This is a genomic window from Paraburkholderia haematera (assembly GCF_905220975.1).
Classification (GTDB): domain Bacteria; phylum Pseudomonadota; class Gammaproteobacteria; order Burkholderiales; family Burkholderiaceae; genus Paraburkholderia; species Paraburkholderia haematera.
Map to the genome: position 1 here is coordinate 694,802 of NZ_CAJNBK010000001.1, position 12,452 is coordinate 707,253.

The 12,452-nt window shown below is 60.6% G+C and carries 10 protein-coding genes and 1 tRNA gene; 8 read left to right on the top strand and 3 right to left on the bottom strand.

The window, feature by feature from the left end; genetic code table 11:
* Positions 1 to 32 precede the first annotated feature (32 nt).
* Entirely contained in the window at positions 33 to 953 is a 921-nt protein-coding gene (locus KHO23_RS03070; protein ID WP_211609561.1) for a LysR family transcriptional regulator, read from the bottom strand.
* Positions 954 to 1,122: 169 nt separating this feature from the next.
* On the opposite strand from KHO23_RS03070, the gene speB reads away from it, so the two are divergent.
* On the top strand, positions 1,123 to 2,112 hold the full coding sequence (gene speB, locus KHO23_RS03075; RefSeq protein ID WP_211609563.1) for an agmatinase: 990 nt from the start codon (positions 1,123 to 1,125) through the stop codon (positions 2,110 to 2,112).
* A gap of 81 nt (positions 2,113 to 2,193) precedes the next feature.
* On the opposite strand, the gene cytX is transcribed toward speB, so the two are convergent.
* The gene (cytX, locus tag KHO23_RS03080; protein ID WP_211609565.1) at positions 2,194 to 3,510 is read right to left on the bottom strand and encodes a putative hydroxymethylpyrimidine transporter CytX; all 1,317 of its coding nucleotides are present in this window, start codon (positions 3,508 to 3,510) and stop codon (positions 2,194 to 2,196) included.
* A 305-nt stretch (positions 3,511 to 3,815) separates the two neighbouring features.
* Between cytX and KHO23_RS03085 the strand changes: the two genes are divergently transcribed.
* The 5 genes from KHO23_RS03085 to KHO23_RS03105 all read left to right on the top strand — a co-directional run bounded on the left by KHO23_RS03085 (position 3,816) and on the right by KHO23_RS03105 (position 8,005).
* The gene (locus KHO23_RS03085; RefSeq protein ID WP_211609567.1) at positions 3,816 to 5,129 is read left to right on the top strand and encodes a replication-associated recombination protein A; all 1,314 of its coding nucleotides are present in this window, start codon (positions 3,816 to 3,818) and stop codon (positions 5,127 to 5,129) included.
* 147 nt (positions 5,130 to 5,276) lie between these two features.
* Positions 5,277 to 6,572, top strand: coding sequence for a serine--tRNA ligase (gene serS, locus KHO23_RS03090; RefSeq protein WP_211609569.1), 1,296 nt, complete (start codon positions 5,277 to 5,279; stop codon positions 6,570 to 6,572).
* Positions 6,573 to 6,756: 184 nt separating this feature from the next.
* Positions 6,757 to 6,846: transfer RNA gene (locus tag KHO23_RS03095), tRNA-Ser, on the top strand.
* Between the two features lie 281 nt (positions 6,847 to 7,127).
* Positions 7,128 to 7,544 (top strand): hypothetical protein, encoded by a 417-nt coding sequence (locus KHO23_RS03100; protein WP_236066700.1) that lies wholly within the window; start codon positions 7,128 to 7,130, stop codon positions 7,542 to 7,544.
* A gap of 101 nt (positions 7,545 to 7,645) precedes the next feature.
* On the top strand, positions 7,646 to 8,005 hold the full coding sequence (locus KHO23_RS03105) for a hypothetical protein (RefSeq protein WP_211609571.1): 360 nt from the start codon (positions 7,646 to 7,648) through the stop codon (positions 8,003 to 8,005).
* A gap of 28 nt (positions 8,006 to 8,033) precedes the next feature.
* On the opposite strand, the gene KHO23_RS03110 is transcribed toward KHO23_RS03105, so the two are convergent.
* Positions 8,034 to 8,483, bottom strand: a complete 450-nt coding sequence (locus KHO23_RS03110; RefSeq protein WP_211609572.1) for a hypothetical protein — start codon at positions 8,481 to 8,483, stop codon at positions 8,034 to 8,036.
* 237 nt (positions 8,484 to 8,720) lie between these two features.
* Here KHO23_RS03110 and KHO23_RS03115 point away from each other — a divergent pair, with 237 nt between their 5' ends.
* Positions 8,721 to 11,282 carry a type VI secretion system Vgr family protein gene (locus KHO23_RS03115; protein WP_211609573.1) on the top strand — a complete coding sequence of 854 codons (2,562 nt, stop codon included), beginning with the start codon at positions 8,721 to 8,723 and terminating at the stop codon, positions 11,280 to 11,282.
* Positions 11,283 to 11,521: 239 nt separating this feature from the next.
* Entirely contained in the window at positions 11,522 to 12,370 is an 849-nt protein-coding gene (locus tag KHO23_RS03120; protein ID WP_236066701.1) for a DUF4123 domain-containing protein, read from the top strand.
* Positions 12,371 to 12,452 lie beyond the last annotated feature (82 nt).

Sequence of the window (12,452 nt, forward strand, 5' to 3'; positions counted from 1 at the left end):
CTTTGCGCTGTTGCGCGTGTAACGCCGAACCGCTACTCATCCACCTCCAGCACCTGTGCCGGATGCGCGGCCTTCATATCGTCGATAAACGCTTCAACAATATCCGTTCGATGCTGCCGCGCGCGCGTGACCATATGAAACGCCACCCGGTATCGCATCTGTGCCGGATTCAACGCGGCCAACAAGCCCTGCTTCACGAACGGTGCCGCGAAATGCCCCGGCAAGTAGCCGAGATGATGCCCCGACAGCACCAGCATCGCGACCGCTTCCATGTTGTCGGCGACGGCGCTCACGTTCTGCGGTGTGGTCGAACTTTCGGCTTCAGGGAGCGGATAGCTGCGCCACGCCCATTCGTGAGCCGCGGCTTCGGCGGGTGACACCTCGCCGGCTGAAGCGAACAGCGGATGCCCCTTGGCGCAATACGCGAACTGATCTTCGGCGAACACCTCGGTGTATTCAAGCGACGGCACGCGATGCCAGAAATAGCCGATGCCAATCTGAATCCGGCCGTTCAGCAGCAGTTCTTCGAGTTCGCCCGGCGAGCGCACCAGAATCGAAAACCGCACGGACTGGTCGCGCGATCGGAAGCGGCCGATCGCGTCGCTGATGCGCGCGCTCGCCGATACCGGCGTGTGGCCGATCATGCCAATATCGAGCGTGCCGACCAGCTTGCGGCCGACGTTGCGCGCCTGCATGCCGAAGGTATCCACGGCGGACAGCAGGGCGCGCGCCGCGTCGATGAATTGCTCGCCGCGCGCGGTTAGACTGAAGCCGCCGCGGCCGCGCTCGCACAGCCGGTAGCCGAGGCGCGTTTCCAGTGTGGCGAGTTGCGTGCTGATGGTCGACTGGCCGACGTTGAGCGTGGCTTGGGCCGGCGAGACGCCGCCTGCGTCGACGATGGCGAGGAAGACGCGGATCAGCCGCAGGTCGAGATCGGTGAGTTGGGAGAACATGCGTCAGGATACATCGCTACGAATCAATGTGAAGTTTATTCTGTTCGTATTTTAACTTGAGGGAAACTGCTCAAGAATCGAGACTCGCCCGGCAAGGTGCGCTTTTTTATTGATCCCTCGGCCGGTTGCACGATTTTGCTTACTGCCCCCTTTTCATTGCCGAGACACGATGAATACCTCTTCCTTCATTTCCCCCGAAGCCGGCGAACGGCCGCAACCGCTGTCCGGCAACGCCATGCCCCGCTGCGGCGGCATTGCGACGATGATGCGGCTGCCGAACGTCGGCTCGGCCGAAGGGTTCGACGCCTGCTTCGTCGGCGTGCCATTCGATCTCGGCACCTCGAACCGCACCGGCGCGCGCTTCGGGCCGCGCCAGATCCGCAGCGAATCGGTGCTGCTGCGCCCGTACAACATGGCGACCCGCGCCGCGCCGTTCGATTCGCTGCGCGTGGCCGATCTTGGCGATGTGGCGATCAATCCGTACAACCTGCACGATTCGATCGCTCGCATCGAAACCGCCTACGACGAAATCCTCCAGCACAATTGCAAGCCGATCACGCTGGGCGGCGACCACACGATCGCGCTGCCGATCCTGCGCGCGATTCATCGCAAGCACGGCAAAGTCGGTCTGATTCACGTGGACGCGCACGCGGACGTTAACGACACGATGATGGGCGAGAAGATCGCGCACGGCACGCCGTTCCGCCGCGCGGTGGAAGAGGGCTTGCTCGATTGCGACCGCGTCGTGCAGATCGGTTTGCGCGGCACGGGCTACGCCGCGGAAGATTTCGACTGGTGCCGCGATCAGGGCTTCGAAGTGGTGCAGGCCGAGGCGTGCTGGAACCAGTCACTCGTGCCGCTGATGGCGCGCGTGCGTGAACGCATGGGCGACGGTCCGGTGTACATCACGTTCGATATCGACGGTATCGATCCGGCCTTCGCGCCGGGTACGGGCACGCCGGAAATCGCCGGATTGACGGTGCCGCAGGCGCTGGAAATCATTCGTGGCTCGCACGGATTGAATATCGTCGGTTGCGATCTGGTTGAGGTGGCACCGCCGTACGATCCGTTCGGCACGACCGCGTTGCTCGGCGCGAATCTCGCGTTCGAATTGCTGTGCGTGTTGCCGGGTGTCGAGTATCGGGCGTCGACGCGTTGACCTGACTAAGTTTGACGGCGCATGAGAAGAAAAGGCCTGCATTTGCAGGCCTTTTCTGTATTGCGGGGATGCTTGCGCGACTCAGGCGTAGGCAGTCTTGCGGACCGACACCAGCGCCAGATAACACACTGCGCCGATCGCCAAAGCGGGCAACGTAGCACCCAGATCCGGCAGCCATTGATTGATTGCCTGATACGACGCAATCCCGATTGCCCACGACGCGAACGCGCTCAGATGCCAGCCGCCCGAGAAGCCGTAACGGCCGCGAACATCGGCGAGTACGGCGGCTTCAATGCGGCGCTTGCGCACGATGAAGTGATCCACCAGCACCACGCCGAACAGCGGCGCGAACACCGAGCCGATTAGCAGCAGGAAGTTCTGATACTTCGCCATCGGCACGAGCAAGGCGATCGCCGTGCAAAGCGCGCCGAATGCCGCCGACAACAACGGCACACTGCCACGCGTCCAGAACGTGCCGGTCGAGACCGCCGCCGAGTGGATGTCGGCGAACGCGTTGTCCACTTCGTCGATCAGGATCAGCAGCAGGGCGAGGCCGCCGCCCGCTTGCGCCAGCGCGCCGGTCAGCAGCGCATCGCCACCGCCTGCTGCGAGACCGTAGATCGCGCCGAGCGCGTAAAACCAGATGTTCGCAATGCCATAGCCGAGCAGCGTGCCGCGGAAGGTCTCACCGGGGCGTCGGCCGAAACGCGTGTAGTCGGCGATCAGCGGCAGCCACGAAAGCGGCATCGCGACCACCAGATCGATTGCGCCGCCGAACGACATCTCACCGGTGCCCGGACGGCGCATCAGCGCGGCCAGGTCGTGCTTGGCCAGCAGATTCCACGAGAGCCATGCGGCGCCCGCCAGCAGCAGCCAGATGCCCCACGTACGCAGAAACCGGCGCACGAACGACAGCGGACCGCTAATGGCCAGCAGCGTGGCGAGCAAGCCGAAGATCACGGTCCAGATCAGCGGCATCGAGAATCCAAAGGCCTGCTTGGCGAGCGCATCGGCGGAATCGCGCATCACGATTACCTCGAACGAGCCCCAGCCGACCAGTTGCACGGCGTTCAGGACCGCCGGTACCGAGGCGCCGCGCACACCGAGCGTCGGCCGCAACGACGACATCGCCGCGAGGCCCGTATCCGTGCCGATCACGCCGGCCAATGCCAGCAAGACGACGCCGATCACGCTGCCGATCACGATCGCCAGCAACGCATGCGGGAGCGACAGGCCCGGCACCAGCAGCGCGCCGGCCTGCGCAACCAGCAGGCCGATGCCTAGCGAAAACCAGAGCGCGAAAGCGTCGCCGGTGCGGAACGCGCGGCGCGCGTCGGGCACCGGCGTGAGCGGAGCGTAGGTGGAGCTGGCGTCGCCGGCGAGTGGATCTTGTGTCATCTAATCGTGTCCCTGTCGACCGGTGTTAGCGTGTCGGCCAGAGTTAGCGCTTTAGCACTGACTCGGGTCCCATGGCGCTTACTCCGATCCCATGCAACATAGTTGCGGTTGATGTTGCCCGTGAATCTTGTTCGAGCCTTGTTGCCTGAATCTCTCCGGCACGCCGTGCAGCCTTCGTCCGCGCGCCGTCGCTGTCATAATGCAGGACGTTGCCCACACCTTTGCATGTCGGCTTTGCTCATCCGGCAGCACGCCGCCTTCACACGGACCGCGTCCGGAAAAGCTGAGATTATCCCCAAAACGTCATGTTTGAAGAAACCCGTGCCAATGTTCCGCTCGCCGAACGCCTGCGGCCCCGCAATATCGACGAAGTAATCGGCCAGAAGCACCTGCTCGGCCCGAACAAGCCGCTGCGGGTCGCTTTCGAATCCGGCGAAGCCCATTCGATGATCCTGTGGGGCCCGCCTGGCGTCGGCAAGACCACGCTAGCGCGGCTCATGGCCGACGCGTTTCATGCCGAGTTCATCGCGTTGTCCGCGGTGTTGTCGGGCGTGAAGGATATCCGCGAAGCCGTCGAGACCGCGCAGATTCATCGTGCGAACGGACATCAGACGCTGGTGTTCGTCGACGAAGTGCATCGTTTCAACAAGAGCCAGCAGGACGCGTTCTTGCCGCACGTCGAGTCGGGGCTGTTCGTGTTCGTCGGTGCGACGACCGAGAATCCGTCGTTCGAGGTGAACAGCGCGTTGCTCTCGCGAGCCGCTGTCTACGTGCTGAAAAGCCTAACCGACGAAGAACAACGCGAACTGCTCGACCGCGCGCAGCAAGAACTCGGCGGCCTCACGTTCACCGACGAAGCCCGCGACGCCCTGATCGGTTCCGCCGACGGCGACGGCCGCAAGCTGCTGAACAACCTGGAAATCGTGGCGCGCGCGGCGGCACAGCAGAAAAGCACCGAAATCGACGGCGCCTTGCTGGGCAGCGCGCTCGCGGAGAATCTGCGCCGCTTCGACAAAGGCGGCGACGCATTCTACGACCAGATCAGCGCGTTGCATAAATCGGTGCGCGGCAGCAGCCCGGATGGCGCGCTCTACTGGTTCTGCCGCATGCTCGACGGCGGCGCGGACCCGCGTTATCTCGCGCGACGTATCGTACGGATGGCGTGGGAAGACATCGGCCTCGCCGACCCGCGCGCGGCCCGCATTGCGCTCGACGCGTCCGAAACCTACGAGCGCCTCGGCACACCCGAGGGCGAACTGGCGCTCGCGCAGGCGGTCATCTATCTGGCGGTCGCGCCGAAGTCGAACGCCGGTTACAACGCGTACAACGAGGCGCGGCGGTTTGTGAGCAAGGACCAGTCGCGCGGCGTGCCGGTGCATCTGCGCAACGCGCCGACCAAGCTGATGAAGGAACTCGGCTACGGTCACGAATACCGCTACGCGCACGACGAACCCGATGCCTATGCCGCCGGCGAGACCTATCTGCCGGACAACATGCGCGACCCGCATTGGTACGAGCCGACACCGCGCGGTCTTGAAGGCAAGATCGGCGACAAGATGGCGCGTCTGGCCGAGCTCGACGCGCAGTGGCGCAGCGAGAACAAGCCTAAGAAGGGCTGAGCGTCCTGGCGTGTGCCGCCGCGGCCTTCTCAGATGCCGTGTCGCCATTGCGCACGCCTTGACCGTGCCTTGACCATCTAACGCACCGGCCGCCGGCGCCGGTGCGCTAAAATCCCACCTTCATACAACGAACACCCGCCCCATTCCATGCTCGACATTCAGCTGCTGCGCAAAGACCTCGACGGCGTCGCCAAGCGCCTCGCCGACCGCGGCTATACCCTCGACGTGGCGGCTTTTACCGCGCTCGAAGCGGAACGCCGCGACACCCAGACCCGTACCGAAGAGATGCAGGCGCGCCGCAACACCCTGTCAAAGCAGATCGGCGGGATGAAAGGTCGGGGCGAGGACACCTCGGCGCTGATGGCCGAAGTGGGCGGTATCGGCGACGAGATGAAGGCGTCGGCGGCCAGGCTGGACGATATCCAGAAGCGTCTATCCGACCTGCTGCTCGGCGTGCCGAACCTGCCGCACGAAAGCGTGCCGATGGGTCAGGACGAAACCGGGAATGTCGAAGTGCGCCGCTGGGGCACGCCGCGCCAGTTCGATTTCGAGGTGAAGGATCACGTCGACGTCGGTGCGCCGCTCGGTCTCGACTTCGAGACCGGCGCGAAACTGTCGGGCGCACGTTTCACGTTGCTGCGCGGCCAGATTGCGCGGCTGCATCGCGCGCTGGCGCAGTTCATGATCGACACGCACACGCTGCACCACGGCTACACCGAGGTGTACACGCCGTACATCGTGAATCCGGAAATTCTGTACGGTACGGGCCAACTGCCGAAATTCGCCGACGACATGTTCCGCGTCGAAAAGGGCGGTGACGAGAACACGGTCACGCAGTATCTGATTTCGACGTCGGAAATTTCGCTGACGAACACGGTGCGCGACAGCATTCTCGAAGCGAACGCGTTGCCGATCAAGCTGACAGCGCATTCGCCGTGCTTCCGCTCGGAAGCGGGCTCGTATGGCCGCGATACGCGTGGCCTGATTCGCCAGCATCAGTTCGACAAGGTCGAAATGGTGCAGATCGTCGCGCCGGAAGCGTCGTATGACGCATTGGAGCAGATGGTCGGTCACGCTGAGGCGATTCTGCAGAAGCTTGAACTGCCGTACCGCGTGATCACGCTGTGCACGGGCGATATGGGTTTCTCGGCCGCCAAGACGTATGACCTGGAAGTGTGGGTGCCTGCGCAGAATACGTATCGCGAGATCTCGAGCTGCTCGAATACGGAGTCGTTCCAGGCGCGCCGGATGCAGGCGCGTTTCCGGAATGCTCAAGGCAAGCCGGAGCTGGTGCACACGCTGAACGGTTCGGGTCTGGCGGTTGGCCGTACGCTCGTGGCTGTGCTGGAGAATTTCCAGAACGCGGATGGTTCGGTGACGGTGCCGGCGGCGCTGCGTCCTTACCTCGGTGGAGTGGAACGGCTGGAAGTGCCGGCGGCTTGATTGCCGCCTGGCTGATGCGCGGCTTGATGCCGCTACCGATTGCCAAGTCTCTTTGAAATTTTTTTGACGAGGGGCTTGGAAATCGGATTCAGCCGTTCTATAATCTTTCTCTCCCAAGCAACGACCCGCTTGGATCTGATTCAAAAACAACCAAGCAGTCCGGTTGTTGTGAGTTGGAAGACCCGGAAAGGTGGCAGAGTGGTCGAATGCGCTGGACTCGAAATCCAGTGTACCTTTAGGGGTACCGTGAGTTCGAATCTCACCCTTTCCGCCAAGACATCAAGACTACAGGCCCTTCGGGGCCTGTTTTCATTTCTACCCGCCAAACGTAGAGTCTCCCACGCTCCGCATCGCAGTCGTCCGGCATGACCCGGGTGTGGACATTGTGTGCGACGCGGTATTCGCGGGCCTACGAGACGATGCGCCGCCAGCTCGAAAGCATGCCGTGTGACCGATCCCACCCCACCCTGAACAACGGAATGTTGACAACACTTGTGTCCAGGCCGTTCCGGTTTAAAGTAAAGCCCGTCAGACAATAACGACAGACCAACGACCGTGAGCCAGCTTGGGAACTTCAGCTTTCTAGCCGAGCATTCGCCACTTCTCGCGCAGCTCGGCGCCGCCGCCGAACGGGCCTTCGCCGCTGATCCGAATACGACCCTCATAAAGTTGCGTCAGTTAGGCGAGGCGATGGCGCAGGACCTTGCTTCGCGCTTTGGCGTAGCGTTCGACCAGACCACGAAGCAGTCGGACTTACTTTTCCAACTTGACAGTGAGGCGGGTCTCGACAAAACAATTCGGGGGCTGTTCCATACGCTGCGCGTTGAAGGCGAACCTTGCTCACCCGATTCGACATTGAGATCATTGAGGATATCTGATGACGATCAAGGAGCATGCACACCGCCTCGCGGGTGCCCGCGCAGCCCGCGAGACCGCATCGGCATCAGCAGCGAAAGTCCGGGCCCAAGCTGACTCAATCGAGGCACAACTGGCGGACGCGCAGGCGAGGCACGCTGCCGCCCTGGCCGACCTGCGCGCTGGCGGGCTTGACGAGAAGCGTAGCGGGTGCCCGCATGACCGTAGCGGACGCCGACGCTGCAGACCTTCGCACGTTGATCGCAGTGGTTCAGCCGAGACTCAAGGAAGCAGACCAGGTCCGTGATCGTGCCGCCCAGGCCGTACGGGGTGCGGAGCAGGAAGACGCCGTGCATGCGCTCGACAAACGCATTGTGGAAATCGAGGAAAAGTTATGCGCGGCGGTCGCCGAGCGCTTCCGGCTTGGCTGCGAGCATGACAGTAGCGTGTACGCCTGCGTGCTACCTCGGCACTGCCGCCCGACCGAATCGCTGCATCGCGCCGTTGTCGAGGGAGCGGTGCCGGCCTTGAACGGGACCAGCGTACCGGCCGTCTCGCAGGCGGTCGTCGCCAAATGAAGCGCGCGTCTCAAGAAAAACTGAAAGGTCACCACGGTGACCGCTTGTCGCTCTTTCCGAAATGCAGCACACGTTGCTGGGCTTCACCGACTGCATAAACGGGGGCACGCTGCAACTGCTGTTCGTGCAAATCGAGAATCCCGGTAATCGGCAAACAGTCGGCTGCTTCGATGAGCCAGATGTTTTTGCTCGCGCTTCTGGCTGCCGCATCCAGAATGCGTTCTGCATCAAGATAAAGTTCACGCTCCGCCGCACCGAATCCAGCCTCCTGAAGATACCAGGCAAGATAAAGCGTCTCTACCAGTTCTGCCAGGAGATCGCCGTTGCCCTTGCCAGCCCGAAATGCTGCCAGAGCGAGGTGCCAGTGCAGAGACTGTTCGCGCACAAAAGTAGCCGTGTGCGGTAATAGCATGGTCTTGCCAAGCGGCTTCCTGACCGACTGACTCCCTGCGGGCCGCCTCTTGCGATTTTGTGACATGGATTGTGCTTTCTGGTTGGTACCGTTCTAAAACCGAAATCGTAATCTGTGGGGAAAGCCGGACAACTATTAGAAATCTCGTTTGACAATATTTACCAATATGCCAAGCGCATATCTGGACAGTGCAAATGAATGCCGCTTTACATTTGTTGATATTGCCTAGCTGGCCGATTGATCTCAACTTTTGTAGAATCGCGCAGCGCGCGTTGGCTCAATCGGTTAACAAGAAGAGGCGGTATGGGAGCGCAGGACATAATCGGGACAATAACTGGCGGACTCGTCCAGAGTGACCGCCTGCTGAAACTGGATAGTTCGCTGGGTAATAATATTCTGCTTCCGCAGCGGGTTGTCGGTTATTCACGGATTGGCCGCCATTACGATTTCACCGCAGACGTCGTTTCCACATCTGCGACGATCGAACTCAAAACCCTGATTGCCCAGCCCATAACGCTCTGGATCCAGCAGACTGACAGGTCCTACCTGCCTCACCACGGCTACGTTCACACGGCGCGGCGTCTAGGATCAGATACCGGCCTCACGAGTTATCAGATCGGCTTTGCATCGTGGATGCACTTTCTTCGCTTTCGCAAGGATGCGCGAATCTGGCAGGACAGACCGGCTGACGAAATCCTGATCGACGTCTTCAACATGCACCCGCAGGCCCAGGGGGCATTTCGCTTTGCGTTGAGCAAGCCGCTGCCGTCGCGCTCATTCTGCATGCAATACGAAGACGACTGGAATTTCGTCCACCGGATAATGGAAAGCGAAGGGCTTTTCGGTTACTTCGAGCAAGCCAGCGATGGCAAGTCGCATACGCTTGTCGTCACAGACAGCATCGATACATTCCAGCCGCTTTCGCCCCAGACCGTCGAGTTCTATCGCGCTGGCACGAATAGCGAAACTGATGCTCTTGTGCAGTGGTCGGGCACAAGAACACTTCAAAGCACAACACTCACAACCCGTACCTTCGATTACAAGGCGCCGGCTTCGTCCGCCAATCCGAAAGGCACAAACATCCCGACGCTTCCCACGCAGGGAAACCTGCCCCAGCAAGCCGAGGTATATGAATACACGGGTGCTTACACCTACGGTAGCCAGGACCGGGGTGATGCCCTCTCAAAAATCCGGATGGAAGAATGGGAATCGCGGGCGAAGCGCTTCTACGGTTCCGGCGGCGTGCGGCGGATGGATGCCGGTCGCTGGTTTGAACTGGATGACCACCCTGACCACGCCACGGATAGCAAGCAGAACCGGCAGTTCGCCACTATTGAGGCGGCATGGTTCATTGAAAACAACCTGCCGGTGTCCAGTCAGGCCGCCGATTTCCCGCACAGCCTGAAAAACGAGCTGGCTACGATCCGGGCAAATCAAGCAGCACCGGCCAATCAACTGTCGGTCACGCACGCCGACGGCAGTGAAGGCTTCTTCCTCGTCGAAATTGAGGTGCAACGCAAGATCGTGCCGTATCGTAGTCCGCTTGCCCATCACAAGCCATCAATGCATCTGCAGTCGGCAATTGTCGTCGGTCCGGCTAACGAAGAGATCTATACCGACCAACTCAATCGCATCAAGGTCCGCTTTCATTGGGACCGACTCAATGACGGCGACGAAAAAGCATCATGCTGGGTGCGGGTTGCCATGTCCGATACCGGTGGCGGATATGGCGGTGTGCATGTCCCAAGAGTCGGCGAAGAGGTCCTCATTAACTGGGTTGACGGCGATTGCGACAGGCCGCTCGTAACGGGCCGCGTCTATAACGGCGCGACACAACCGCACTGGCATTCCAACGGGCTGCTCTCTGGCTACAAGTCCAAGGAATATCAGGGCAGCGGTTACAACCAGATGGTGATGGATGACTCGACGGGTCAGAATCGCGTTCATCTATATTCCACGAGCAGCAATTCGCAATTGCATCTGGGTTACCTGATTGACCAGAGCGGCAACACGCGGGGATCATACCTGGGCAGCGGTTTCGATCTGAAGTCTGACGCCTACGGTGCGGTGCGTGCGGGTCAGGGCCTGTACGTTTCCACGCATGCGAAATCAGCAACGAGCCAGCAACTCGACGTGCGCGAAGCGAACTCGCAACTGGTGAATTCAGAAAGCGTGCTTGAAGCGCTGTCCGATGCGAGTACCACGCACCAGGCTGAAAACCTTAAAGATGGCTACGATTCGTTGAAGTCATTCACGGACGCGACACAGAACAGCGTGTCGGGCTCATCGTCAGGTGGAAACACGGCGGGCGGTGGAACCGGCAATGCGAATTCGTTCAAGGAACCGGTCATACTGTTTGGTAGCCCATCCGGCATCGCACTGTCCACACAGAAATCTGTTCATATCGCAAGCGATGCACAGACCAATCTCGTAAGTGGACAGAGCACGCACATCGCAACTGGCAAGTCGCTGATAGCGAGCGTTGCTGAAAAGCTTAGCCTGTTTGTTCAGAATGCCGGGATGAAGCTCTTCGCGGCCAAGGGCAAGGTCGAGATACAGGCGCACTCGGACAACATCGAACTGACTGCACAGAAGACGCTGAAGTTGCTTTCTGCAACCGAGACGATTGAGGCGGCAGCGAAGCAGGAAATCCTGCTGACATCTGGCGGCGCCTATATCCGTATCAAGGATGGCAACATCGAGGTTCACGCGCCGGGGAAGATCGATATCAAGGGCGCTCAGCATTCGTTTGCTGGCCCCACAAACTTGCCCTATCCGTTGCCTGGATTGCCGCAGTCCATTTGCGTCGAGTGCCTGTTAAAACGCGCTGCGGCCCGCTCTGCGCTTATCACGAAGGGGGTATGACGTGCCTTTTGTAGCAACTGTGCCCGACGCAGGATTCGCGTCAGGCACGCGTGTTCACACCGTTGTGAACCAGGCACAGGAGAAAACGCGTGCGCAAAAGGCACCGCAATCGGCCTGCGCGGAATGCCTGCGACAGCGAGCAGCCACACGGGCGGCTTTCGTGAACAACAAAGGATCATGAAGAGATGACCGCAGTAACCGTATTCGCGGCGGCACAGACGCAACACGCACACGCGTATGTGCTGGCCGATCCGGCTCAGGACAAATCCCTGCCGGACGCACTGCTCTTCGAATCAGCAAACGCCGTGTGTCTGCTGGACGGTGGGGCCGATGTAAGGGCAGTCGCGCCGCATCTGATCCAAATCGACCCGGCGAATTATCTTCACGCGGGTGCGTGGCTGGATCAGCACGCCGCTAACGTACCGTGTGCAACGCTGCTCATATCCACGATGCCGCTAGAGACGATTGCTGCGCATTTGAGCGCGTTCGTCGATGTCGTGCTGCCGGATCGGACGGTCATGGCACTTGCGTTCTGGGACCCGGGCATTCTCGCCGTATTGAGCGGAGCCCGGGGAGACGGCACGCAGCATGTTCGGGGACCAGTGTTGACGGCCGACCAGAAGCGGGCGTTCCTCGCTCCCGTTCTCGAATGGTGGTACTGGGATCGAGTCGGGCGTCTGCAGTCCATAGACTGGGATGCAAATTCAATTGGAGATGCCTCGGCGTTAATGCAGCCGCCGATGCAATTCGATCAGAATCAGGTTGACGAACTGGTTGAAGCCAGTGTGCCGGATAGCATCCTGTATTACATCCGGCTCAACATGCCGGGCCTGTTGCTTCGCATACCAGATTCGGCGCAGTACGCATTCGTACGCTCGCAGATTCTGAAAGCGCGGCAATATGGGCTGGAAGGTACCGGCGATCTCGTCAATTATTGCTGTATCGCGCTTGCCTACGGAGACTCGTTCAACACCCTGCCGGAAGTCGCCGTTTTGCTCGAACAGGTCAAGACAAAGGTCTTGACCTTTGATGATCTCATGAAGAACTTTCCGCGGGATATCCCGACGGTTGAGGTGGCGCATTCGTGATCTCACCTGCCAAGTCGAACGAATGAGGTTGACTCGTCGAATTGTTGAAATCGACCGAAACACCAGAGACAACAAGAATGAA